The organism is Rhizobium sp. AG207R (genome assembly GCF_027109195.1).
Taxonomy (GTDB): domain Bacteria; phylum Pseudomonadota; class Alphaproteobacteria; order Rhizobiales; family Rhizobiaceae; genus Rhizobium; species Rhizobium dioscoreae.
The window spans coordinates 294,059-317,343 of sequence record NZ_JAEPVT010000007.1 but is presented as its reverse complement, the minus strand read 5'-3'; the positions used below and the strand labels follow the sequence as shown (position 1 = coordinate 317,343).

General features: G+C 60.7%; 20 protein-coding genes. 12 read left to right on the top strand and 8 right to left on the bottom strand.

Annotated elements, in window-relative coordinates; all coding sequences use genetic code 11:
• Window positions 1-153: 153 nt before the first annotated feature.
• The 3 genes from JJQ51_RS18865 to JJQ51_RS18855 form a co-directional block, all read right to left on the bottom strand.
• Window positions 154-3,351, bottom strand: coding sequence for an efflux RND transporter permease subunit (locus JJQ51_RS18865; RefSeq protein WP_145316251.1), 3,198 nt, complete (start codon window positions 3,349-3,351; stop codon window positions 154-156).
• 120 nt (window positions 3,352-3,471) lie between these two features.
• Window positions 3,472-4,662 carry an efflux RND transporter periplasmic adaptor subunit gene (locus tag JJQ51_RS18860; RefSeq protein ID WP_069611752.1) on the bottom strand — a complete coding sequence of 397 codons (1,191 nt, stop codon included), beginning with the start codon at window positions 4,660-4,662 and terminating at the stop codon, window positions 3,472-3,474.
• 171 nt (window positions 4,663-4,833) lie between these two features.
• A complete protein-coding gene (locus JJQ51_RS18855) occupies window positions 4,834-5,646 on the bottom strand; it encodes an alpha/beta hydrolase fold domain-containing protein (protein ID WP_069611753.1) in 813 nt (270 codons plus the stop codon).
• 234 nt (window positions 5,647-5,880) lie between these two features.
• On the opposite strand from JJQ51_RS18855, the gene JJQ51_RS18850 reads away from it, so the two are divergent.
• On the top strand, window positions 5,881-6,792 hold the full coding sequence (locus tag JJQ51_RS18850; protein ID WP_095435644.1) for a LysR family transcriptional regulator: 912 nt from the start codon (window positions 5,881-5,883) through the stop codon (window positions 6,790-6,792).
• A gap of 55 nt (window positions 6,793-6,847) precedes the next feature.
• On the opposite strand, the gene JJQ51_RS18845 is transcribed toward JJQ51_RS18850, so the two are convergent.
• Window positions 6,848-7,306 (bottom strand): carboxymuconolactone decarboxylase family protein, encoded by a 459-nt coding sequence (locus tag JJQ51_RS18845; RefSeq protein ID WP_113330284.1) that lies wholly within the window; start codon window positions 7,304-7,306, stop codon window positions 6,848-6,850.
• A 134-nt stretch (window positions 7,307-7,440) separates the two neighbouring features.
• Between JJQ51_RS18845 and JJQ51_RS18840 the strand changes: the two genes are divergently transcribed.
• Window positions 7,441-8,325, top strand: a complete 885-nt coding sequence (locus tag JJQ51_RS18840; protein WP_269245087.1) for a sigma-70 family RNA polymerase sigma factor — start codon at window positions 7,441-7,443, stop codon at window positions 8,323-8,325.
• A gap of 2 nt (window positions 8,326-8,327) precedes the next feature.
• Here JJQ51_RS18840 and JJQ51_RS18835 read toward each other — a convergent pair whose 3' ends face one another.
• The gene (locus JJQ51_RS18835) at window positions 8,328-9,089 is read right to left on the bottom strand and encodes an AraC family transcriptional regulator (protein ID WP_145632104.1); all 762 of its coding nucleotides are present in this window, start codon (window positions 9,087-9,089) and stop codon (window positions 8,328-8,330) included.
• Between the two features lie 137 nt (window positions 9,090-9,226).
• Between JJQ51_RS18835 and JJQ51_RS18830 the strand changes: the two genes are divergently transcribed.
• The 7 genes from JJQ51_RS18830 to JJQ51_RS18800 all read left to right on the top strand — a co-directional run bounded on the left by JJQ51_RS18830 (window position 9,227) and on the right by JJQ51_RS18800 (window position 16,345).
• On the top strand, window positions 9,227-10,174 hold the full coding sequence (locus JJQ51_RS18830; RefSeq protein WP_145632102.1) for a DMT family transporter: 948 nt from the start codon (window positions 9,227-9,229) through the stop codon (window positions 10,172-10,174).
• An 81-nt stretch (window positions 10,175-10,255) separates the two neighbouring features.
• Complete coding sequence (locus JJQ51_RS18825; protein ID WP_145632100.1) at window positions 10,256-10,972, top strand: GntR family transcriptional regulator; 717 nt, start codon at window positions 10,256-10,258, stop codon at window positions 10,970-10,972.
• A gap of 101 nt (window positions 10,973-11,073) precedes the next feature.
• Window positions 11,074-12,354 (top strand): cysteine desulfurase-like protein, encoded by a 1,281-nt coding sequence (locus JJQ51_RS18820; RefSeq protein ID WP_269245086.1) that lies wholly within the window; start codon window positions 11,074-11,076, stop codon window positions 12,352-12,354.
• Between the two features lie 168 nt (window positions 12,355-12,522).
• Window positions 12,523-13,305: an HpcH/HpaI aldolase family protein gene (locus JJQ51_RS18815; protein ID WP_269245133.1), complete on the top strand. Its 783-nt coding sequence runs from the start codon at window positions 12,523-12,525 to the stop codon at window positions 13,303-13,305.
• A 188-nt stretch (window positions 13,306-13,493) separates the two neighbouring features.
• Window positions 13,494-14,699: a pyridoxal phosphate-dependent aminotransferase gene (locus JJQ51_RS18810; protein WP_269245085.1), complete on the top strand. Its 1,206-nt coding sequence runs from the start codon at window positions 13,494-13,496 to the stop codon at window positions 14,697-14,699.
• Window positions 14,700-14,779: 80 nt separating this feature from the next.
• On the top strand, window positions 14,780-15,577 hold the full coding sequence (locus JJQ51_RS18805; RefSeq protein WP_269245084.1) for an ABC transporter substrate-binding protein: 798 nt from the start codon (window positions 14,780-14,782) through the stop codon (window positions 15,575-15,577).
• Between the two features lie 93 nt (window positions 15,578-15,670).
• Window positions 15,671-16,345: an amino acid ABC transporter permease gene (locus JJQ51_RS18800; RefSeq protein WP_269245083.1), complete on the top strand. Its 675-nt coding sequence runs from the start codon at window positions 15,671-15,673 to the stop codon at window positions 16,343-16,345.
• A gap of 9 nt (window positions 16,346-16,354) precedes the next feature.
• On the opposite strand, the gene JJQ51_RS18795 is transcribed toward JJQ51_RS18800, so the two are convergent.
• Both JJQ51_RS18795 and JJQ51_RS18790 read right to left on the bottom strand, forming a co-directional pair.
• The gene (locus JJQ51_RS18795) at window positions 16,355-16,870 is read right to left on the bottom strand and encodes a MarR family winged helix-turn-helix transcriptional regulator (protein ID WP_113330432.1); all 516 of its coding nucleotides are present in this window, start codon (window positions 16,868-16,870) and stop codon (window positions 16,355-16,357) included.
• Window positions 16,871-16,967: 97 nt separating this feature from the next.
• A complete protein-coding gene (locus JJQ51_RS18790) occupies window positions 16,968-18,539 on the bottom strand; it encodes a phytoene desaturase family protein (RefSeq protein WP_269245082.1) in 1,572 nt (523 codons plus the stop codon).
• Between the two features lie 393 nt (window positions 18,540-18,932).
• Here JJQ51_RS18790 and JJQ51_RS18785 point away from each other — a divergent pair, with 393 nt between their 5' ends.
• The 3 genes from JJQ51_RS18785 to JJQ51_RS18775 all read left to right on the top strand — a co-directional run bounded on the left by JJQ51_RS18785 (window position 18,933) and on the right by JJQ51_RS18775 (window position 21,910).
• Window positions 18,933-19,715: a cyclase family protein gene (locus tag JJQ51_RS18785; RefSeq protein ID WP_113330294.1), complete on the top strand. Its 783-nt coding sequence runs from the start codon at window positions 18,933-18,935 to the stop codon at window positions 19,713-19,715.
• Window positions 19,716-19,786: 71 nt separating this feature from the next.
• Complete coding sequence (locus JJQ51_RS18780) at window positions 19,787-21,376, top strand: phytoene desaturase family protein (RefSeq protein ID WP_269245081.1); 1,590 nt, start codon at window positions 19,787-19,789, stop codon at window positions 21,374-21,376.
• A gap of 27 nt (window positions 21,377-21,403) precedes the next feature.
• Window positions 21,404-21,910, top strand: a complete 507-nt coding sequence (locus JJQ51_RS18775; protein ID WP_113231756.1) for a MarR family winged helix-turn-helix transcriptional regulator — start codon at window positions 21,404-21,406, stop codon at window positions 21,908-21,910.
• Window positions 21,911-21,940: 30 nt separating this feature from the next.
• Here JJQ51_RS18775 and JJQ51_RS18770 read toward each other — a convergent pair whose 3' ends face one another.
• Window positions 21,941-23,251, bottom strand: a complete 1,311-nt coding sequence (locus JJQ51_RS18770; RefSeq protein ID WP_113420415.1) for an MFS transporter — start codon at window positions 23,249-23,251, stop codon at window positions 21,941-21,943.
• Window positions 23,252-23,285: the final 34 nt, after the last annotated feature.

Below are 23,285 nucleotides of genomic sequence, written 5' to 3'. Positions count from 1 at the left end.
TAAACCTATGGTGCCAGCATGCAAAGAAAATCGGTGGCCTGGCCGAAAATTCTTCGACGCTGAATTCGTAATAGGCCGGCAGATAAGAAAAGGCGGGACCTTATGGTCCCGCCCCTGGCCTGTCGAGGACTGGAGGTCGGTTCGGCACGGCCCCTATTCGGCGGCGATCGGGAGTACCTCCGCCGAATGCTCGTTGTCATTGTGCGGATGCTGCTTCAGCGGACGGTTGCCCGTCAGCCGGCGGGTCAGCACGTAGAACACGGGCGTCATGAAGATGCCGAAGAAGGTCACGCCGATCATGCCGGCAAACACCGCGACACCCATGGCAGCGCGCATTTCGGCACCGGCACCGGTCGAGGTGACCAGCGGCACGACACCCATGATGAAGGCCATGGAGGTCATCAGGATCGGGCGAAGGCGCAGGCGGCTGGCTTCGATTGCGGCCTGGACCGGCGTGCGGCCCTCGAATTCCAGCTCGCGGGCGAATTCCACGATCAGGATGGCGTTCTTTGCCGACAGGCCGACCAGCACCACCAGGCCGATCTGGGTGAAGATATTGTTGTCTCCACCCGTGAGCCAGACGCCGGTCAGCGCCGCCAAGACGCCCATCGGCACGATCATGATGATGGCGAGCGGCAAGGTCAGGCTCTCATATTGGGCAGCCAATACGAGGAAGACCAGGAGCAGCGCCAGCGGGAAGACGACGACGCTGGAATTGCCCGCCAGGATCTGCTGGTAGGTCAAATCAGTCCATTCGAAGTCGATGCCGGGCGGCAGCGTCTCGTGCAGGATCTTCTCGATCGCCGCCTGTGCCTGGCCCGACGAGAAACCGGGCGCCGGGCCGCCATTGATGTCAGCCGCCAGGAAGCCGTTATAGCGGTTCGTGCGTTCCGGACCGGTCGTGGCATCCACCTTCAGCAGGGCTGAAAGCGGGATCATCTGACCCGATGCCGAACGAACCTTCAACTGGCCGATATCTTCCGGCTGTGCGCGGAACTTGGCATCGGCCTGCACACGGACGCTGTAGGTGCGGCCGAAGGCGTTGAAGTCGTTCACATAGAGCGAGCCGAGATAAATCTGCAGTGCCTGGAAGACGTCGGTGACGGAGACCCCGAGCTGCTCGGCCTTGGCGCGGTCGAGATCAGCAAAGAGCTGCGGCACGTTGATCTGGAAGCTCGAGAAGATACCTGTCAGTTCCGGTGTCTGGTAGGCTTTGGCGATCACTGCCTTGGCCGCCTGATCGAGCACCTGGTTGCCGAGGCCGGCGCGATCTTCGATCTGCAGCTTGAAGCCGCCTGTCGTACCGAGGCCGTTCACCGGCGGAGGCGGGAACATGGCGATGAAGGCATCCTGGATGGCGCCGAACTTGTGGTTCAGTGCCATGGCGATCGCTCCGCCCGAAAGGTCCGGCGTCTTGCGCTCGTCGAAGTCCTTCAGCGTTACGAAAACGATGCCCGCATTCGAGGAATTGGTGAAGCCGTTGATCGACAGACCCGGGAAGGCGATCGCATTGGCAACGCCAGGCTGCTTCAACGCGATATCCGTCATGCGCTTAATCACGCTTTCCGTACGGTCAAGGCTTGCAGCATCCGGCAACTGTGCAAAGCCGATCAGATACTGCTTATCCTGCGACGGCACGAAACCGCCTGGAACCGTTGTGAACAGGCTATAGGTCGCGCCCACCAGCGCGAGATAGACCACCATGACGATGCTCTTGCGCGACACCAGGCGGCCGACGCCCTTGCCGTAATATTTCGAACCGGCTCCGAACGCCCGGTTGAAGCCGCGGAAGAACCAGCCGAAGACCGCGTCCATGATCCGCGTCAACCGATCCTTCGGCGCATGGTGGCCCTTCAGGAGCAGGGATGCCAGCGCAGGAGACAGGGTGAGCGAATTGAAGGCCGAGATGACGGTCGAGATGGCGATCGTCAGCGCGAACTGGCGATAGAACTGGCCGGACAGGCCGGAGATGAAGGCGAGCGGCACGAAAACCGCGACGAGGACCAGCGCGATCGCGATGATCGGACCGGAGACTTCCTTCATGGCCTTGTAGGTGGCGTCTCGCGGATTGAGCCCGGCCTCGATATTGCGTTCGACGTTCTCCACCACCACGATCGCGTCGTCCACGACGATACCGATCGCCAGCACCAGGCCGAAGAGGCTGAGCGCGTTGATCGAGAAACCGAAGACATACATCACGGCAAAGGTGCCGATGATCGACACCGGAACGGCGATCAGCGGGATGATCGAGGCGCGCCATGTCTGCAGGAACAGAATGACGACCAGGACAACGAGCGCGATAGCTTCGAGCAGCGTGTCGATAACCTTCTCGATCGAGGCGCGGACGAATTTCGTCGTGTCGTAGACGATCTCATACTTGACGCCCGCCGGCATGGCCTGCTGCAGCACGTCCATGGTCGAGCGCACGTTGTTCGCGATCTCGATCGCGTTCGAACCGGGCGCCTGGAGAACCGCTACGGCGACCGCCGGCTTGCCGTCGAGCAGCGAGCGTAGCGTATAGTCTTCCGCACCCAGCTCGACGCGAGCGACGTCGCGAAGGCGGGTGATCTCGCCATTGGTGCCCGTCTTGACGATGATGTTGCCGAACTCCTCGGGCGTGCGCAGGCGGCCCTGGGCATTGACGTTGAGCTGCAGATCCACGCCCGGCCGGCTGGGTGAGGCACCGATGATGCCGGCCGCAGCCTGGACGTTCTGGGAGCTGATCGCATTGCTGATGTCGCCGGCGGCAAGATTATGCTCGGCCGCCTTCTGCGGATCGATCCACACGCGCATGGAATAATCGCCGGCGCCGAAGACCTGCACCTGCCCGACGCCCTCGATCCGGGCGAGCCGATCCTTGATGTTCAGGGTCGCATAATTTCGCAGATAGGTGATGTCGTGATCGGCCCCGTCCGAGACGAGGTTGACGACCATGATGAAGTCGGGCGAGCTCTTGACGGTCGTGATGCCGAGGGCACGGACTTCCGTGGGTAGGCGCGGCTCGGCCTGCGAAACGCGATTCTGCACGAGCTGCTGCGCCTTGTCCGGATCGGTGCCGAGCTTGAAGGTGACAGTCACGTTAAGAACGCCGTCCGATGTCGCCTGGCTGGACATGTAGAGCATGCCCTCGACGCCGTTGATCTGCTCTTCAAGCGGCGTCGCCACCGTTTCGGCGATGACGGTCGGGTTAGCACCGGGATAGGTGGCGCGCACGACAATCGACGGGGGCACGACCTCTGGATATTCGGAGATCGGCAGCGCCCTGAGGCCGATCAGGCCGGCGACCACGATGAGGACCGAAAGAACACCGGCAAAGACCGGACGGTCGACAAAGAATCTGGAGATGTTCATATCAAAGCCCCCTCTGGGGTAAGAACGGATGCAAAATTCCCGTCCGACGATTTGAGAGCCGCCGGTGGATCATGTGATTTTGGAATGTCGGCCTTCTGCCCACGGGCAGAAGGCGAAGTCTTACTGAGCGGTCGCGACCTTCTCTGCCAACTGCGGCGCGACGACCGCACCGGGACGGATGCGCTGCAGCCCGTTGACGACGATCTTTTCGCCGGCTTTCAGGCCGTTCTCGATCACTCGCTGACCGTCGACAACCGATCCGAGCTGGACCTGCCGGTAATTGACCTTGTTCTCGCCATCCACGACGAAGACGAACTTCTTATCCTGGTCGGTGCCGACTGCACGGTCGTCGATGACGATCTTATTCTCGGCCTTCGGTTGGCCCATGCGAACCCGCACGAACTGGCCGGGGATGAGACGGCCGCCCGGATTGTCGAAGACGGCTCGAACGCTGACGGTGCCGCTCGCCGCATCGACCTCGTTGTCGATCAACTGCAACTTGCCCTTGATCGGCGTGCCATTGTCGCTTGCCGTGCCAATCTGAACCGGGATCTGCTCGACTGGCGGAACGATGCCGCCGGCAGCCGGCAGTTCGGACAGCGCCTGGGTCACGGTCTGTTCGTTGGCACTAAAGCTCGCATAGATCGGGTCGACGGAAACGAGCGTCGTCAGTACTGAAGAGGACGCGCCGGCTGCAACGAGGTTGCCGACGGTGACGGCGATCTTGCCGACGCGGCCAGCGATCGGGGCGCGGACCTGCGTGTAGTCGAGATTGAGCTGCGCTGTCTGCAAGGTTGCTTGCGCGGCCTTCAGATTGGCTTCCGCCGCAGCATAGTTGCTGGCGCGCGTGTCCATATCGCTCTGCGAGATCGTCTTGTTGTCGAAGAGCTTCTGGCCACGGTCGACCTCGACTTTCGTCAGGTTGAGAGTGGCTTTCGCCGCGCCGACCTGCGCCTGAGCCTGGGCGACGGCCGCCTCATAAGGTGCGGGATCGATCGTGACAAGCAGGTCACCCTGCTTGACCAAGGCGCCCTCGCGGAAATGCACGGACTGGATCGCGCCAGCCACGCGCGGCCGGATCTCGACGCGGTCAATGGCTTCGAGCCGGCCGGAGAATTCCTGCCAGGATGTAACGTCGCGCGGCTCGACAACAGCAACCGTAACGGGGATAGCCGGCGGTGCCGCCTGGCTCGCCGCCTCGGTTGCCTGAGCGCCGCGCGGCAGCTCCAGATAGAAGGCTGCGCCTGCAACAGCCGCAGCGACACCCATGCCGGCGCCCCACAGGGCCCAGCTCTTACCGTTGGACTTCATGTTAGTCTCTCCTTTGGCCCCGGCTTGGGACACGGGACCACAAATTCCTATCGTCTCAATAAAATCAGGGGGCCGAAGCACCGCGCATCCGCGTGACCATCGCTCCGGTCTCATGCCTTCGACATCAGTCCAATCCGCGCTCATCCCTCGCGGACCGCATACCCTAGTCGATCAAGCCTGCACGTCTTCGACAAAACCCTTGAAACAACAGCAGATATCCTGCTGCCATGAAGGCTTGTCCTTCGACTGCCCGCCATAGAGAGTGGGCCAGCCTGTCCCGGCGGGAAGGACTTGCTGGCGAACACGGACGCCAGCCGCTTTCAGCCGACTGCCGTATTCCATGCTCTCGTCGCGGAGCGGGTCGTCCTCGGCCGTGAGCACCAATGCCGGCGCGAGGCCCGAAAGCCGCGAACAGTATCGAGGCGCTGCATAGGGGTGACAGACACCGCCCAGGAAACCCAGGTAACGGTTCCAACCCTCCGTCCAGCGCTCGCGCATGCCGCTTTCCTCCGCCTGGAGGAAAGATTTCGACCCCATGAAGGGATCAAGCAAAGGCGATATCAAAACCTGTCCGTCCAACGAACCGGGTATTTGATCGCGCGCCTTTAAAGCGACGCCCGCTGCAACATTGCCACCCGATTCCTCTCCGGCGACAAACAGCAGCGATTTTTTCGCCCCGCCCAGCGCAAGCATGTTCCGCTTGTTGCTGAGATAGGCGAGAAGCCCGTAGGCGCATTCCAGCACCTTCGGAAAAGCATTCTGATTGCAGCTGGTATAATCCGCCGCAACCACGATGGCCCCAGCCTCAGCGAGGCTTGCCGCCACCGGCCTGTTGGTCGCGTGACAGGTATCAAGAAAAGCGCCGCCGTGCAGATAGAGCACAAGGGGTGCCGCCTTCTTCAAACCTTCACCGTTGTAGATCCGCGCTTCCACCGGCCCCGTTGGCACGTTTTCCAGCACAACATCTTTCCACGGCGCACTCATCGACCCAAATCCCTGTCTGCTCGAGCGAATATGTTCCAATCCAAAAAGCGGTTTACCACGCTTTGCGACCATATTCTCGAAATGCGGTCTTTGGCGCCCCCATGCCGCATTGCAACAACTTACGAAACAACATATTGTTATTCCGCTTCGAGAATAAGTAGCCTATATTCGATCAGACTATTCACCATTACAAACAATCGACCTCTTTTTCATCGGGTCGAGGGACATCATGGAATGGACCAGTTATCAGCAATGCGGGCATTCGCGCGTGTGGTGGAGACGGGCAATTTTACCCGCGCCGCAGCCGCCCTCTCCATGCCGAAAGCGACGGTGACGACGCTCATCCAGTCGCTGGAGGCGCATTTGCACGCGAAACTCCTCAACCGTACGACCCGACGCGTCATGGTGACGACGGATGGCGCACTCTATTACGAGCGCGCCATCCAGATCCTCTCCGAGATTGAGGAGCTGGACGGCAGCATCAGCAATTCGCAGAGCCTGCCAAGCGGCCGCCTGCGCGTGGAAATGGCCGGCGCCTTCGCCGAAAAGATCGTCATGCCGGCGCTTTGCGATTTCCACCAGCGATATCCGGATATTCATATAGACCTCGGAGTCGGCGACCGATTGGTCGACTATCTGGCCGAGAATGTCGATTGCGCATTGCGAGCCGGCATGCCGAGCGACCAGTCGCTGATCGCCCGTCGTGTCGGCGAGATCCATCTCGTCACCTGCGCCGCTCCGCTTTACATCGAGAAGCACGGCATCCCGGAACGGCCGGAGGAGTTGGAAACCAGTCACTACGCGGTCAGCTATTTCCGTGCGCAAACCGGCCGCACGATTCCTTTCCTCTTTGAGCGCGGCAATGAGTCGTTGGAAATCACTCCGCGCTACATCCTCTCGGTCAATGACAGCCGCAGCTATTTGCAAGCAGCCATGACCGGTCTCGGCATTGCGCAGGTTCCAAGCTTCATGGCGCGGGACGCCCTTGCCAAGGGCGACCTCGTGCCGGTCCTCTCCGGCTGGACCCGGCCGACATTGCCCATGCACATCGTTTATCCGCCCAACCGGCATCTGAGCAACAAGGTGCGCGTTTTCGTCGACTGGCTGGCGAAGCTGCTGGCAACCTCGCGGGTCGGCGAAGCTTGAGAGGCAGACCACCTTCTTCTCTCTGTCGGAAGAAGGTGGCGCCGATTGCGAACAATCAGTTCCAGGAAGCACCAGCCTGCTGGCGGACCGTTGAGTTCAAGCGATTCCAGACGTTGTCGATCGCAATCGCGACGATGAGGGCAGAGAGCGCCTTTTCGTCGTAGTGTCTTGCGGCCTCGTTCCAGATTTCATCGGTGACGGCATCCGGCCGGTCGGCAAGCCGGGTGACCGCTTCTCCGAGCGCCAGAGCCGCGCGTTCGGCATCGGAAAAATAAGGCATTTCGCGCCACGCGGAGACACCGACGATGCGCTCCATGGTCTCGCCATCTTTCTGCAGCTTGCGAAAGCCCATGTCGGTGCAGACGCTGCAGCCATTGATCTGGCTGACCCGCAGATGCACGAGATCCATGATGTTTTCCGACAAGCCGCGATCTTTAATCGAATTGCTGACGGCCAAGAGCGCCTGCAAGGTTTCGGGCAGAACGAGGACTGGGTTCTTCATACGAGCTTGCATAATTCTTTCCTCTGATTGTGAGAGCCCTGTTGCGGCTCATCTTCCGACGATGCATTTTCCCGCCGATACGATGTCACACCGGCGGGATTTCGTTCGTCATGGGTTTGACGGAGCAGAATGAGGAGATGTGACCGATGGACGAAAAAAAGTGGCAGGCCGAAAAATTCGAAGCGAACCGGCCGCATCTGCGCGCCGTCGCTTACCGCATGCTCGGCTCGCGCACGGAGGCCGAAGATGCAGTGCAGGAAGCATGGCTGCGCCTGATGAGGAGCGATAGGTCTGACGTCGAAAATCTGAGCGGCTGGCTGACAACAGTCACGGCGCGTATCTGCCTCGATCTGCTGCGAGCTCGCAAATCCCGCCGCGAGGAGCAGCTGACGATCCATGCTCCCGAGCCGATGGTGGCGCCTGAGGCAGGAAACGGCATCGACCCGGAACAGGATGCCTTGCTGGCAGACTCCGTCGGCCTCGCTCTTCTGGTCGTCTTGGAAAAACTGAACCCGGCCGAGCGGCTCGCCTTCGTCCTGCACGATATGTTCGACGTCCCTTTCGATGACATTGCCCCGATTCTGGGGCGCACGACGGTCGCGACACGCCAGCTTGCGAGCCGCGCCCGCCGCCGTGTGCAGAATACGCCATCAACAACGGAGGCTGACCTTACCCGCCAGCGCCACGTCGTCGATGCCTTCTTCACAGCCTCGCGTGACGGCGACCTGCAGGCGCTGCTCGCCGTCCTCGATCACCAAGCCATCTTCAGGCCGGATGTGGTTGCCGCCCGCATGGGGGCGGCCGGCGAAATCCGCGGGCGCGTGGATGTCGCCAAGACCTTCCAGGGCCGTGCGCGGGGAGCGCGGCTGGCGGTCATCAACGGCGCGGTGGGTGCCATCGTTGTCATCGACGGACAGCTGCGCATCGCTCTTCGTTGCACCTTCAATGCAGATGGCATGATTACCGTCATCGACGCGATGGCCGATCCGGAAGAACTGCGCAAGCTGGAGATCGTTTTGATTGAAACCTGAAATTAGCGCATCTGTGTCGGGCTTGTGCCAGTCAGTCTGCGAAACATGGCGATGAAGGCCGACGCATTGCCGTAACCCAACTGCGCTGCAATCCGATACACGGGCTCACCGGCCTCGATCATCGACAGCGCGGCAACGAGCTTCAATCGCTGCCGCCACTCGTTGAAGGAAAGGCCTAGATCCACCTGGCACCGGCGCGACAGCGTACGCTCGGTCGTCCCCATCCGGCGCGCCCATTCCGTCAGGGAATGCCGGTCGCCGGGATCGGCCTGCAATGCGCTCAGGACTGGACCGAGCAGCGGATCGTCGGAAAGCGGCAGATAGCTCTCGCAGCGCGGCGCCAGGCGAATCTGATCGACCAGAACCTGTGCAAGCCTGAGATCTTCGGCCGTTTCCGGTATGGTGACCTCGCGGGCCGCGAAATCCGCCAGAATCGCCTTCAACAGCGAGCTGATGCTGAGCGTGGAAGGTTTGTCCGGCAGGTCGGCGCAAAGGGCGCGTTCGATATAGACGGTCACATAGCGCAGATCGTGCTGGTTATAAGCACCGTGCATCGTATCCGGCGGCAGCCAGATGGCATAATGTGGCGGCGACAAATAGCGTCTGCCTTGAATATCGAAGTCGCAGACGCCGATAAGCGCATAATTGAGCTCGCCCCAGGGCTGGCTCTTTTTTGGAAAGACCGTACCCGCCCGATAGTTCTCGGTTCGGAAGGAAACCGGGTTCGGCGGATCGCCCTCGATGCGTGGAGGCCTGCTGGACATGTCCTCATTTCACTACCACTTGTCTTAATCTCGTTATATACCGGAATTCGGACAAGCGGTACAAGACCTTCGGGACGGCGAGCCCTATCCGCCTTCCTTTGTTTCGCCAGAAGCCAGAAGACGCAGAGACTATTCATATGAGCACCGAGCAGAATGCTTCCGCATCCATAATAAGCACCGCCGGGCTCGCGCCCCTGCTGACGGTGCTCATCTGGTCCGGCAATACCGTTGTCACCAAGGCATCCGCCGGCGTGATATCTCCAGGTTCCATCTCTTTCTACCGCTGGCTGCTCGCATTCATCGTCCTCCTGCCCTTCGTCGGCCGGGCGGCATGGCGCAACCGCGCGCTGATACGCGAGTACTGGCTAAAGCTTGCCGTTCTCGGCGCACTCGGCATGGTGATCTACCAGAGCCTTGCCTATGAGGCAGCTAAGACGACTTCCGCCGTCAACATGGGCGTCATTGTTGCTCTGATGCCGTTGCTGTCGACGTTTTTCGCAAGCCTGCTGGCCGCTGAAAAACTGACTGCGACAAGCCTTATGGGCGGCAGCATTTCATTGATCGGACTCGTCTATTTGACATCGCAGGGCGATCCGATGCGTCTTGCGAATGGCGGATTCCATATCGGCGATGGCCTGATGATCGTTGCCGTCCTTTCGAATGCGCTTTATGGCGTGATGCTGAGACGGTGGGCGATGCCGTTTCCGATGTGGCAGCAGCTTTTCTGGCAGATCGGCTTTTCAACCCTGTTGCTGATCCCGATCTTCCTGATGGGCGATATCTCGCCGATCACCACGGCCAACCTGCCGCTGATCCTCTATGCCGCGATCCCGACCTCTCTCCTCGCGCCCCTTTGCTGGATGATCGGCATTCAGAGGCTCGGAGCAGGCCGGACGTCGCTGCTGATCAATCTCCTGCCAATCGTCGTTGCAGTGCTGGCCTGGGCGCTGCTTGGAGAACAACTGTATTCCTATCACGCTATCGGCGGGGCACTCGCCCTCATCGGCGTTGGGCTCGGCTTACACAAGCCTCGGACGAAGAATGGCCCGGCCGATGACGAAGGCTGGGAGACCGAGGAAGCCTGACCGCCGCTCAGAGAACCCTTTCCTTCCGCCCACCCTTCGTTCTACCATGAACGAGTCCCGAAAGACGGAGAGGAAACAAGCGTGCGCATAGCCCTGGAACCGGTGTCCTCCAGAACGACGATCCAGGAGAGCGTCTATCAGCAGCTGCGAAACGCGCTGATGGCAGGCAATTTCGATCCCGGCCAGACGCTGACCATCGCCTCGCTCGCCGAAACCTTCGGCACCAGCAATATGCCGGTGCGCGAAGCCCTGCGCCGGCTGGCGGCCGAAAATGCGCTTGAGATTGCCGCCAATGGCTCGGCCCGCATCCCTATCGTCACGCTTGCCCGCCTGGACGATCTCTGCCGCGCCCGCATCGCCGTGGAAGGGCTCGCCGCCGAGCTCGGCATCCCGAACCTGACCCCTACAGATATCGCCGCACTGGAACGCATCGCCGGCGAGCAGCATGTGATCGGCCTCGGCGCCAACATCTACGACCTGATGGCCAAGAACCAGCAGTTCCACTTCACCATCTACCGCGCCTCTGGCTCCGAGGTACTGCTGCAGCTGATCGAGACCTTATGGCTGCGTTTCGGCCCCTATATGCGCATGCTCTCAGCCTCCGTCGAACCTTTGATGCGCAGCGGCGAGCTTGACCCTGCCGGCGAGCATGTTGCCATCGTCAAGGCGTTGAAGGCGGGAGACTTCGCCGCAGCTCGCGACGGCGTCGTCGCCGATATTAGACGCACCCACGAAATCCTGCAGGATTATTGCCCGACCACGCAGGACGAGCCGCGCAAAGGCTCCGGCCGCCGCTAAGCTTGCTAGAAGAGAATCAGAAATTTGGTTGAACCTTAAAGTATTTTGTGATCAAATGATCAAAATTGAGGTTCCAATCCCAACATCCAGAGCGAGATCCCATGAGCTCCGCCGCTTCCGCATCGCAATTCGCCGCTCACAACAGCTTCCCGGTCGACGAGGTTCGTGCCATGTTCCCCGCCATCCGGAAGGCGGGCGATTTCGTCTTTCTCGATAATGCGGGCGGCGCGCAGGTGCCGCAGACGGTCGTCGATGCTGTTGCCAATCATCTCATCGATTTCAACGTGCAGCGCATGGCGAAATACCAGCACAGCCAGGGCGTCGACCGCAATCTGGAAGAAGCCCGCGAAAGCGTCGCCATGCTGGTCAACGCCTATCGCCCGGAAGAAATCTCCTTCGGCCAGAACGCCACCTCCTTCATCCGGCTTGTCAGCCTCGGCATTGCCAAGCTGCTCGGCGAACGCAACGAGATCGTCGTCACCGACATGGATCACGATGCCAACATCGCCACTTGGATGGCCCTGGAAGCCGATGGCGCCAAGATCGTCTGGTGGCGCATGCGCGAGGACGGCACGCTGCATGTGGAAGATCTGAAGCCGCTGCTGAACGACAAGACCCGCCTCGTTGCCTGCACCGTCACCGCGCATTCCATCGGCACGATCGTCGATGTCGCAGCCGTCTGCAAACTGACACAAGCTGCCGGCGCCGAAACCTTTCTCGATTGCGTCCATTACGGCCCGCATGGCCTGATCGACGTGCAGGCTTGGGGTTGCGACTATCTCGTCTGCTCCGGCTACAAGAATTTCTCGCCGCATATGGGCTTCCTCTGGGGCCGCTACGACGCGCTGGTCAAGCTTCCCACATTCAAGGAAGACTTCATTCCAGACGTCCCGCCCTACAAGATCGAAGTCGGCACCTTTACCTATGAGAACGTCGCCGGCATGAATGCCGCGGTTAAATATCTGGAAGGCCTTGGCCGCCGCTTCCTGCTGACCGGTGACCATAGCCGCCGCGAGGCGCTCGCCGCCGCCATGGGCGCAATCCGCCAATACGAACAGATGCTGTCGCGCGAGATGATTACCGTGTTGAAGCGCCACGGTGCCACCATCTACGGCATCTCCGACGAGAACCGCCTGGAGCAACGCGTTCCCACGATCTGCTTCAACATGCCAGGCATCACGCCACAAGAATTCGCAGACGAGATGGGCAAGCAGCGCATCGGCCTGCGTGACGGCCACATGTTCGCACCACGCCTGATGAAGCGCCTTGGCTTGTCCATGGAAACGGGTGCCATCCGCGTGTCGCTGGTGCATTATAACAAAGTCGAGGAGATCGCGCGGTTCGACGCTGTGCTGACCGAGATCATGGCGCGGCGCAAGTAAGCCGTGCCTCAGAGCGGTGGCGGCGCCCGAACAACTCCGCCACCGCAATGCTTCCGTGCCGCTGCTTGATGGCACGAAAAGCTGTTCTGAACGTAGAACAGATTGCCGTTTCGCAGTTGTATCTTTCGGTCTATCCCTCGTCGGGAGACCGCTAAAATGAGGATGATGATGAGCGATTTCCGCCAAAACTGTATCGAGCAGAAGCTGCTTATCGGTACATTCGCGGCGATTCCACACCCCGTCGCCATCGAAGTCACGGCAGCCTCCGGCGTCGATTTCCTCTGCATCGACTGGGAGCATTCGCAGATCAGCCGCGAACGCATCGAGGATCTGATCCGCGCCGCCGATGTCCATCACGTTCCCGCCATGGTGCGCGTGCCCGGCCATGCGGCGGAGGATATCGCGGCTGTGCTGGATGCCGGTGCCGCAGGCGTTCTCGTGCCGCGCGTTTCGACGGCGGAACAGGCGCGCGCCGCCGTCAAGGCCACCCGCTATCCCCCGCTCGGTGCCCGTGGCGTCGGCCCCGGCCGCGCCGCAGCCTATGGCTACCGTATCCCGGATTACCTCGCCAAGGCGAATGATGAATTGCTGCTCGCCATCCAAGTCGAGACGGCCGAGGGGCTTACCAACATCGCCGAGATCGCCGCCGTCGATGGCGTCGATCTCCTCTTCATCGGCCCTGGCGATCTCTCCGTTTCGATCGATGCCATGGGACCAACCGGCAAGGACAGGCTCGATGCGGCAATCAGAACCATCACCGAAACCGCTTTGGCCGCCGGCCGCTCAGTCGGCATCTTCCGCCCCTCGCCCGATGATATCGGCGCATGGTCCGAGGCCGGTATCAGCTTCTTCATTCTCGCGAGCGACGCGATGTTTCTCGGCGCCAGTCTGGCCGCCGGTGTCGATGCCGCGAAGCAAGTCAAGCATGTGAAGGAGACGAAAGAAAGATGATCTCTTTCAGAGTGTTACCACTTCGAGGGGCAATAGAAAATCGAGCAAGAGGCCAGACTTTTTAAGCTTAAAATTTGTCCTTGAAATACGACGGCTTTTGGATAACCATTCGAAATTGAGGGGTTGCTCAAGTGAAAGCTGCCGCAGCCGTTTGAACCCTCCAATACAGAATTCCCAGGGGAAATTTCTTGTCTCTACCGCAGCATAACCTGCCGAACGCGATGACGGGCCGCGATGCTCTTGAAGGCATTCGCGCCCAGATCCGCGACATGCGCACCGACAATATCGCCGTGCTCGCCAAGCGCGCCCGCGAACTCGGTGGCGTCATTCCGCTCTGGTTCGGCGAAGGCGATATCGTGACGCCGGAGTTCATCCGCGATGCTGCGAAGAAAGCGCTCGACGACGGCGCAACTTTCTACGTTCCGAATATGCGCGGGTTGGCGACGCTGAACGAAGCCTTATCCGACTATCAGACGCATTGGCACGGCCGCCCCATCCCGATCGAACGCACGACGGTCGCCCCCGGCGGCATGCAGGCGCTCTACATGGCGCTTGAACTGCTCGTCGATGTCGGCACCAATGTCGTCTATGTCGCGCCGCAATGGCCGAACATCCACAACGCCATCCATCTGATCGGCGGCGAGCCCCGCGCTGTGTCACTCGATTTCGATACCGATTGGCGCCTCGATCTCGACAAGCTTTTTGCCCGCTGCGATGCCCGCACCCGCGCCATCTTCCTGTCGACGCCCTCCAACCCCACGGGCTGGACAGCGTCGCGCGAGGAAATGCAGGCACTGCTGGATTTCAGCCGCCGCACCGGCATCTGGATCATTTCCGATGAGGTCTATGCCCGCCTCTATTTCGATGGCGACATTGCCCCTTCGATCCTGCAAGTGGCCGAGGATGGCGATCGCGTCATCGCGATCAACAGCTTCTCGAAAGCCTGGGCGATGACCGGCTGGCGCGTCGGCTGGCTGACACACCCATCTGCCGTTGCCGACCAGCTTGGCGCCATGACGCAGTATATCAACAGCGGCACCTCGGCCATGGTTCAGGCCGGTGCCGCCGCCGCCCTTCGTGAAGGCGAGCCGCTGGTTTCAGAAATCCGGGGCCGGATCAAGGCAGGGCTCGACCTCGCCTATGAGAAGCTGCCGAAAATACCCGGCATCATCCTGCCGGAAAAGCCGCGCGGCGGCATGTATGCCTTCTTCGCGCTGCAGGGCGAGCCCGACGCAACGGCACTTTGCGAGCGCATTCTTGAAACCGCCCGCGTCGGCCTGGCGCCTGGATATCACTTCGGCGAGGCATCACGCGCATTCCTGCGCATGTGCACATTCCGCGAAACCGAACAGATGCGTATCGCGCTCGACCGCATGGTCAACGCGATGACATAAGACGGCCGCCAATCGGGCGGACGGGGAATACCGCGGGTGAGAGGAAAAGCCGGCGGCCATAACCAGAGGGAGACTAAAGAATGTCCATGACTCGTCGCAGTCTGCTGGTCCTTGCGACCGCCGTCGGCCTGGCCGGCGGAAGCCACTTCGCCTATGCCGCCGATGTGCTGAACGTCGGCTCCTATCCCAACAACCCGCCCTTCGAATACAAGACCGCGAATGGCGGCTTCGAAGGCTTCGAGGTCGACATCGTCAACGAAGCGGCCAAGCGCGCCGGCATGACCACTAATATCGCCGACTACGGCTTTCAGGCCCTGTTTGCGGCAACCAGTTCCAAGCGCATCGACGTGGCGATCTCGTCCATCACGATTACGCCGGAACGCCTGAAGTCGCAGTCCTTCACCCAGCCCTATTACGACTCCGATATGGGCGTCGCCGCCAAGGATGGCAGCGCGATCAAGGCGCTTGCCGATCTCAAGGGCAAAACTATCGGCGTACTTTCGGATTCCACGGGTGAAAAATGGGCCAACGACAACAAGGCCGCGCAGGGTTTTGCCGACGTCAAGGGCTACAACTCGCAGCAGGACATGTTCCTTGATCTCGGCGCAGGCCGCATCGACGCCGTCGTCAGCGACATCCCGGGCATGCAGTATCTCTTCGTCAAGACCAAGGGCTTCGCCATCAAGGATCGCATCAAGACCGGCGAACAATACGGCCTGATGATGACCAAGGATTCGCCACTCGTCGCCAAGATCAACGATGCGATCACCGCGATGAAGAAGGACGGCACGCTGGATAAGATCCACGAGAAGTGGTTCGGCAGCAAAGCGCCTGCGGGCTCCTCCACCGTAACCGAACTGCCGATCCCCAAAGCGTGATCAAAAAATCATTATTGAAATGAGACTGCGCCGGTCGCGACGACCGGCGTGGATACAGGAAACCTCGTCTTCGTTTCGCACGCGGGAGTGCCAATGTCTTTCGTCGATACCTTCTTCAATTCCGACGTCATGATCTCGGCCTTCCCGCAGCTGCTACGCGGGCTTTGGATGACCATCGCCCTCGGCGTGGTCAGCATCCTGATCGGCGTCAGCGGCGGCCTCGTCGTCAGCCTGGTGCGCCTCTATGCCCCCAAGCCGCTGCAGCTCCTGATGATCGCCTATATCGACATCATGCGCGCCATGCCGATGCTGGTCGTGCTGATCCTGATCTATTACGCGCTACCCTTCGTCGGCATCAGCTTTTCCGCATGGTGGTCGGCGATCCTCGGCTTCTCGATCGTGCTGGCCGCCTACTCGGCCGAAGTCTTCCGCTCAGGAATCGAAAGCGTGCCGCGCGGCCAGTTCGAGGCGGCCGCCGCTCTCGGCATTCCCTTCCTGATCACGCTCTACAAGGTCGTGCTGCCGCAAGCGGTCCGCATCGTCATCCCACCGACGACGAGCAATTGCGTGTCGATGTTCAAGGATACGTCGCTTGCTTCGACCGTGGCTTTGCCGGAACTGCTGAAAGAAGGGCAGAACGCCCAAGGCTTCTACGCCAACCCATCGCCGCTGATCATGGCCGCGCTGATCTACATCATCCTGCTCTGGCCGATGGTCCGCCTCGTCAGCGTGCTTGAAAAGAAGTTCAAGAGCGAACGTGCCAGATAAGGGCCAGCATCAATCGAAATCGACACCTGAAAGATGATTGCTGACGGATGATTTCACCGCACCGATATCCCGCCACAGCTCGCTAACGATTGCGGGCTCCACATCTGCCATCATGTCGCGCAGCCAGCCTTCATGAGCGGCGGCCATGGCGCTGAATTGGGTCTCGCCCTTCGCCGTGAGCTTGGCGACCGTCACGCGCCGGTCGCCATCGGGCGTCACGCGCTGCACGAGGCCATCCGCTTCCAGCCGTTCGACCAGTCCGGTGACATTGCCGTTGGTGACCATGGTGCGCTTCGAAAGCTCCCCGAGCCGCAGACCCTCCCGCTCGCGATAAAGCTGCGCCATCAGGTCGAATTGCGGCAAGGTCGCGCCGAACTCGTTGCGCAGCCGGCGACGAATTTCCTGCGAGATCAGCTTCGTCGTCGAAAGCATGCGCAGCCAGAGCCGCAGCTCCAGTTTTTTGCCTTCCTGCGCTCCCTGAACAATGATCTCCAGGTCAACGGTTGCACTCTCGGACTCTGTCATGACGTCGCCTCGGCCTATCATTCCGCATCATCGATCTAAGCGATCTAGGGGACGATATTTGAAATGTCAAAGGTTTGGCCGTCAAGTCGCATAACTGTCACTTTGCCAGCATTTTCCCCAGCATGAAGCCGGAGCCGGCACCCGTTCCGGCGCCCGGCCATGTCGAAGCCCCGCACATGTAAAGCGATGCCACCGGCGTCCTGTATCGCGAATAGCCGGCAACGGGGCGGAACAGGAAATTCTGGTCGAGATGATGGCTGCCCGAGAGATTGTCGCCGCCGACGAGGTTCGGGTTCTCGCGTTCGAGATCGACGGGCGAAAAGACCGAACGGCCCAGTATCTTGCCACGCAAGCCTGGGGCATAGCGCTCGATGATATCGAGGACACGCTCGGCATAGGCATCCTTGATCTCGTCCCAGCTTGTGCCGGTGATCTCGCCGGCGGCATCACCGCGGAATTCCGCCGGCAGGACACGCACCTGTATCCAGAGCACATGCTGTCCGGCCGGCGCGCGCGACGGGTCGATGGCCGTCGGCTGGCCGACCACGAGCGCAGGCTCCGCCGGCAGAAGCCCGCCCATTGCCTCGGCATAGACGCGCGACATCATTTCGAGATCCGGCGCGATATGCACATAGGCGAAATTCTGCAGCGCCTGGCCTGCCGTCCAATCCGGAAGGCCAGACAGCGCCAGATGGATCATCATCGTGCCGGGTCCGGCCCGGAAGCGGGACACCTTGCCGTCGAACTCCCGGCGTGACGGGTCCTGGTCCAGAAGCTTACCGAACAAGATCTGCGGATGGACATTGGCGATAACGGCCCGCTTCGCCTCGTAGCGGCGCCCATCGGCTAGCACGACACCCGTCGCCTTTCCACCTGACGTGACGATCTTGTCGACGCGCGTACCCAGCATCAACTCGCCGCCCTTGCTCGTCAGCACGGCCGCCATCGCCTTGATGATCGTATCGGCTCCGCCCTTGCCGATCACCATGCCGAAGGCCTGATTGGCCATGGATTCGAGATAGGGAAACAGCGCACCGCCGGCGACATCGGGCGCAAAGTCGAGATGCAGACCCCAGGCGGCCATCATCGTCTTGAGCTTGGTATTCTGGAAACGGGCATCGAGAAAATCGCGCGGCGAGGCAAAGAGCATACGCGCGGTGTCATAAATCCAGCCCATTCCCTTTTCGCGCCAAGCCTTCCAGACAACCCTGGCGGCGGCCAGGGATGGCATGGGCGAGCCGAGCAGGCCGAAAATATGCGGGGCATCCGCACCGAACGTAGAGAGCATATTGCGCCAGGCTGCAGCATCCTGCGGTGAGATATCGGCGATGGCTCCCGCGGTCTTTTCCAGATCGGTGCTGACGCCGAGATAGGTGTTGTCGCGAAACACGCTAGCGAAACAATCCGCTGCAGGTATGAAGTCCAGCCCTTCGGCCGAAAGCTCGTTCTTATATTGCGCAAAGAAGGCCGAGCCGGCGAACATGGAGAGATTCATGGCACAAAGATCATGCCGGAAGCCGGGCAGCGTCACCTCACGAGTCTTGACCGCCCCGCCGGGCTCTGCATTTCCCTCGATGACGGCAACCTTCCAGCCCTTGGCGGCCAAATGCACCGCCGCCGCCAGGCCATTGTGGCCGGCCCCGACTATGATCGCATCGTAGCTCATCATCTGCCCCTTTTTGGTTTGTGATTATTATTATCACATGCATACATTTTGAGTTTTAAGCTTCAAGTATCTGTTGGCGCGAGTCACAAGAGGCAAAAGCAACCAATGATGGTGTTTTGCCGAATTACCTAGAAGAATTCCGTTTTACTTCAGCAGTTTACAAACTCATGACGGCCGCTGATCTCAGGCCAAAATTGGCTCCGCGAACCCCAGCGGAATGCTTGCAATATCATATATTGTGACATAGGCTCCCCTTATTCCGCCGCCGCGCGGAGCCGGTGCCAGGAGGAAAGGCACCCCACGCCTGGCGATACCAACTTCATGCCTGATCCTGAACAAAAGACCCACAAAAAGGCTCTTTGCATGGATCATGCAACAACAAGGGGAACGCAAAATATGACAGCCACCACACTCGCCAGCCTCGCCTCGGCCCTTCTTTCGGGCTCCGTCAAGGTCGTCGATCTCACCGCGCCGCTCGGTCCGGATACTCCGGTGCTCTACCTGCCGCCACAGTTCGGCAAGAACACGCCGAACGTCAAGGTCCATACGATCTCGGAATACAATCAGGACGGCCCCTTCTGGGCCTGGAACTGGCTGGAGCTCGGCGAGCATACCGGCACGCATTTCGACGCGCCCTGTCACTGGATCACCGGCAAGGACCATCCGAACAACACGACGGACACCATTCCGCCGCAGAATTTTGTGGCGCCGGTCAACGTCATCGACCGCTCCAAGGAAGCCGCCGCCAACCCCGATTATTTGCTGACGGTCGACAGCATCAAGGAATGGGAAGCCCAGAACGGCGCGATCGAAGCCGGCAGCTGGGTACTGCTGCGTACCGACTGGTACAAGCGTAACGGCTCGACCGAGACCTTCCTGAATGCCGATGAAAACGGCCCGCATTCCCCCGGCCCGACGGCCGAAGCGATCGAATATCTGCTCACCAAGGGCATTATCGGTTGGGGCCAGGAGACCATCGGCACCGATGCCGGTTCCGCCGGCGGCATGAACCCGCCTTTCCCGGCGCACAACCTCATGCACAAGGCCAATCGCTATGGCCTCGCCAGCCTCTCGAACCTCGACCAGCTTCCGGCCAAGGGCGCTGTTCTCATCGCTGCGCCGTTGAAGTTCGTCAAGGGCACCGGCTCGCCGGTTCGCGCACTGGCATTGATTGCATGATAGGCTGGAGAGGCAGGAGCCTGGGGCAGGCTCCTCCTTTCTGTTCATCTTGCCAGTGAGGGGCGGCAGCAATGGGCGATCATGACTACATCATCGTCGGCAGCGGCATAAATGCGCTCGTCGCAGCCGCCATGCTCGGCAAAAAGGGGCACAAGGTTCTTGTCCTTGAGCGCAACGACCGCATCGGCGGCTGCCTGCGCACCGAGGAGATCACCGAGCCCGGCTTCATCCACGACGTCATGGCAACGACCATGGTGCTTTTCCTCACTTCGCCGGCCTATGGCGCCATCGGCAAGGATCTCGAGGCACGAGGCCTGGAATTCGTCCATGCCGACCTCCCCACGGGCGTGCTGAGACCTGGCGGTTCGCATGTGATCTTTTCCAAGGACCGGCGGCGCAATATCGCCACCTTCGATGAACTGTCGCTCGGCGATGGGCAAACCTTCGCGCGCGAAATGGATGCGCTGGCCGCAGATGCGCCATTCCTGTTTTCGCTGCTGGGCGGTGCATTGTGGTCGGGATCGATGCTCAAGACCATCGGCAAGCAGGGCTGGAACCGTGGCCTGCGCAAGCTCGCTGCCTGGTTTGGCGATGCTTTGACGCCGGCACGCGGCTATCTCGAAACCAGCTACAGGTCCGAGGATATCCATGCGCTCTGGGCGCCGTGGGTGCTTCATTGCGGCCTTGGGCCCGAAAGCTCCTATTCCGCCGAAATGCTGAAGGTGATCGGCTTCGCATTGGAATTGGGCGGCGCGCCGATCGTCAAGGGTGGCGCCGAAAAACTGCTGACGGCCTTCGAACGGTTGATCACCGACAATGGCGGCGAGATTCGCGTGAGTGCCGATGTCGAGGCCATCATTCCGGACGCCAATCGCAGTGCCGATGGCATACGTCTTGCGAACGGCGAAACCTTGAGAGCAAAGGCCGGCGTAATCTGCTCGGTCACACCCAATCAGCTTTATGAGCGGCTGATGAAGGATTGGCCGGATCCGCTGCCGCCGGAGATCAAATCAGGCGTTGCCAGCTACCGCTACGGCAAGGGCGATATGCAGATCCACTATGCGCTTTCCGAGCCGCCGCGCTGGAAGGCCAATGCCGAACTCGGCAAGGTGGCACTGCTGCACCTCACCCCCGGCCTCGACGGCGTCTCGCGCGCCGCCAACGAATGTGAGCGCGGGCTTCTGCCGGCCGAACCTACGGTCTGCGTCGGGCAGCCTGTCGCGCTCGATCCCAGCCGCGCACCGGAAGGAAAGTCGATCCTCTGGCTGCAGCTTCCCGAAGCGCCGCGCCACATCAAGGGAGATGCCGCCGGCGAGATCGAAACACCAGGGGACGGCCGCTGGACGGAAGAGGTGCGCGAGCGCTATGCCGACCGTATTGAGGCGCTTCTATCCAGCCATATCGAGAACTTCTCCGGCATAAAACTCGCGCGCCGCGCCTATTCTCCTGGCGATCTGGAGGCGATGAACATGAACCTTGTCGGCGGCGATCCCTACGGCGGCTATTGCGGCATCGACCAGCTTTTCATCTGGCGTCCTTTCAAGTCATCTGTTAACCACCGCACCCACATATCGGGCCTCTACCACATCGGCGCTTCGGCGCATCCCGGTGCGGGCCTTGGTGGGGGCTCCGGCTTCCTGCTTGCATCATCGCTGAAGTAACACGTTTCCGGAGGAGGAGTTTCGTCGATGGAGGAACGGTTTTCAGGCACCATTTTGAGGCGCAAGCGGGATGAGAACGCGAAGCGCCCGACCATGGGCGAAATCGGCCTCAATCACTTCGCGCCTTATCTCATGAACCGGCTGATGGCGCGCTGGAACGCCAATCTTTCGGAAGAGCTGCGTGAATACGATATGACGACCGCCAAGATGCGCGCGCTTGCCGTTCTCAGCGTCTCGTCCAGCGTCACCATCAACGAGCTCTCCGTCTTTGCGGTGACCGAACAATCGACGATGAGCCGCACTTTGGATTCCCTCGAGCAGCAGGGCTACATCCGCCGCCAGCCGCGCGCCGAAGACATGCGCATCCGCGATGTCTCCATCACCGAGGAGGGCCGCGCCGCCTTCGAGAAGGTGTGGCCGACCATGTACGACCTCTTCCTGCAGATGTTCGACGGCGTCGATGAAGCAGAATACCGCACCTTCATCTCGACCCTGCATAAGGTGCTGCACAATATCAGGAAGCACGAGATCTGAGCGGCCTGATAGATTCCGCTCCGGTTCGGATCACCGCCTGTTCGGTATCAGCGCCGTTGCCAATGCCGCGATGGCCGCAACAATGGCGAAAATATAGAAATTCCATTCCGGGCCGACATTCAGGCTGGCGATGTATCCACCCATCAAGGGGCCGGAAAGCGCGCCGATGCGCGAAAAGCTCAGCGCCCAGCCGGTGCCGGCTGCCCGCACGAAAGGCTGCAGATAAGCGGCAAGATAGCCGGTGAGGATCAGCGATGCCGAAACCGTGCCGAAACCGGCAATGGCGACGACCGTGTAGTTCAGCCAGATGGATCCCTTGAAAGCGAGAAGCGCTATACCGACGGCACCAAGCAGATAGGATAGCGTCACGGTCAACCGCACGCCAAAACGATCCGCCCATTGGCCAAGCACGATGCCGCCGATCGCGGAGGTGAAGCTGAAGACGGCGAGGAAGAGCAGGCTGTCGCCGAGATCATAACCACTCTTGCGCATGATCTGCGGCAGCCACTGGGCCAGCCCGTAGACGAGGAGCAACCCCATGAACAGTGCGATCCAGAAGCAGGCGGTGGCGAAGGCGTTTCTCGGCGAAAAGATCTCGCCCAACACTGCGCGCCAGCCGAGGCCGGTTTCCCTGGGCGCGCTTCCCGCAGGGACGGGAACGCCAAGCCGGGCAGCAAGCCGCCTCGCATTCTCGCCTCGCCCCTTCGCAACGAGGAAATCAAGCGACTCGGGCAGCAACCATGCCATAATAGGCACGAACAATACCGGGAGCGCGCCGATAAGAACGACCGGCCGCCATCCATAATCCGGCAATAACCATCTACCGACGAGCGCAGCGGCAAACAGGCCCAGCGAATAGCCGGAATACATGATGCCGTAATTGAGATTCTTCTTCGCGGTCGGCGAATATTCGATGGTTAGCGCCGCCGCCAACGGAATGATGCCGCCGAGGCCAAGACCGGCGGCAAAACGGCTGACACCGAACCATGTCGGCGTCGGTGACCATGCGGTGACAGCCGTGCAGACGGCGAATAGCGAAAGGCAGGCGAGAAACATCGGCTTGCGGCCGTAGAGATCGCTCAGCGTACCGACGACAATGCCACCGACAAGCATGCCGAAGACGGTGTAGCTGCCCATGGCCCCGAGCTGGAGCGGCGTGAGGTGCCAAACATTGTCGGTGGACAGCGCCGGCAGAATGGCGCCGAGAACGCCGACATCGTAGCCCTCCGCAAAGATCGCCAGCCAGCAGATGAGCACGACGACGAGGCTTCTGGCATGCGAGATCTCACCGCCGCGAGGACTTGAAAGGTCCTTCGCAGCGCCATTTCGAAGAGTGTCCATGCGACTGTTCCCTTTTGGAATTGTCGGTCTTGGC

What these genes read in the sequence shown, in the direction of transcription:
- JJQ51_RS18805 (WP_269245084.1), top strand. Translation starts at nt 14,780, where the DNA reads ATGTCCATGACTCGTCGCAGTCTGCTGGTCCTTGCGACCGCCGTCGGC.
- JJQ51_RS18860 (WP_069611752.1), bottom strand. Translation starts at nt 4,662, where the DNA reads ATGAAGTCCAACGGTAAGAGCTGGGCCCTGTGGGGCGCCGGCATGGGT.
- JJQ51_RS18770 (WP_113420415.1), bottom strand. Translation starts at nt 23,251, where the DNA reads ATGGACACTCTTCGAAATGGCGCTGCGAAGGACCTTTCAAGTCCTCGC.
- JJQ51_RS18795 (WP_113330432.1), bottom strand. Translation starts at nt 16,870, where the DNA reads ATGACAGAGTCCGAGAGTGCAACCGTTGACCTGGAGATCATTGTTCAG.
- JJQ51_RS18855 (WP_069611753.1), bottom strand. Translation starts at nt 5,646, where the DNA reads ATGAGTGCGCCGTGGAAAGATGTTGTGCTGGAAAACGTGCCAACGGGG.
- JJQ51_RS18845 (WP_113330284.1), bottom strand. Translation starts at nt 7,306, where the DNA reads ATGCAAGCTCGTATGAAGAACCCAGTCCTCGTTCTGCCCGAAACCTTG.
- JJQ51_RS18835 (WP_145632104.1), bottom strand. Translation starts at nt 9,089, where the DNA reads ATGTCCAGCAGGCCTCCACGCATCGAGGGCGATCCGCCGAACCCGGTT.
- JJQ51_RS18800 (WP_269245083.1), top strand. Translation starts at nt 15,671, where the DNA reads ATGTCTTTCGTCGATACCTTCTTCAATTCCGACGTCATGATCTCGGCC.
- JJQ51_RS18865 (WP_145316251.1), bottom strand. Translation starts at nt 3,351, where the DNA reads ATGAACATCTCCAGATTCTTTGTCGACCGTCCGGTCTTTGCCGGTGTT.
- JJQ51_RS18775 (WP_113231756.1), top strand. Translation starts at nt 21,404, where the DNA reads ATGGAGGAACGGTTTTCAGGCACCATTTTGAGGCGCAAGCGGGATGAG.
- JJQ51_RS18780 (WP_269245081.1), top strand. Translation starts at nt 19,787, where the DNA reads ATGGGCGATCATGACTACATCATCGTCGGCAGCGGCATAAATGCGCTC.
- JJQ51_RS18790 (WP_269245082.1), bottom strand. Translation starts at nt 18,539, where the DNA reads ATGATGAGCTACGATGCGATCATAGTCGGGGCCGGCCACAATGGCCTG.
- JJQ51_RS18785 (WP_113330294.1), top strand. Translation starts at nt 18,933, where the DNA reads ATGACAGCCACCACACTCGCCAGCCTCGCCTCGGCCCTTCTTTCGGGC.
- JJQ51_RS18820 (WP_269245086.1), top strand. Translation starts at nt 11,074, where the DNA reads ATGAGCTCCGCCGCTTCCGCATCGCAATTCGCCGCTCACAACAGCTTC.
- JJQ51_RS18815 (WP_269245133.1), top strand. Translation starts at nt 12,523, where the DNA reads ATGAGCGATTTCCGCCAAAACTGTATCGAGCAGAAGCTGCTTATCGGT.
- JJQ51_RS18850 (WP_095435644.1), top strand. Translation starts at nt 5,881, where the DNA reads ATGGACCAGTTATCAGCAATGCGGGCATTCGCGCGTGTGGTGGAGACG.
- JJQ51_RS18840 (WP_269245087.1), top strand. Translation starts at nt 7,441, where the DNA reads ATGGACGAAAAAAAGTGGCAGGCCGAAAAATTCGAAGCGAACCGGCCG.
- JJQ51_RS18830 (WP_145632102.1), top strand. Translation starts at nt 9,227, where the DNA reads ATGAGCACCGAGCAGAATGCTTCCGCATCCATAATAAGCACCGCCGGG.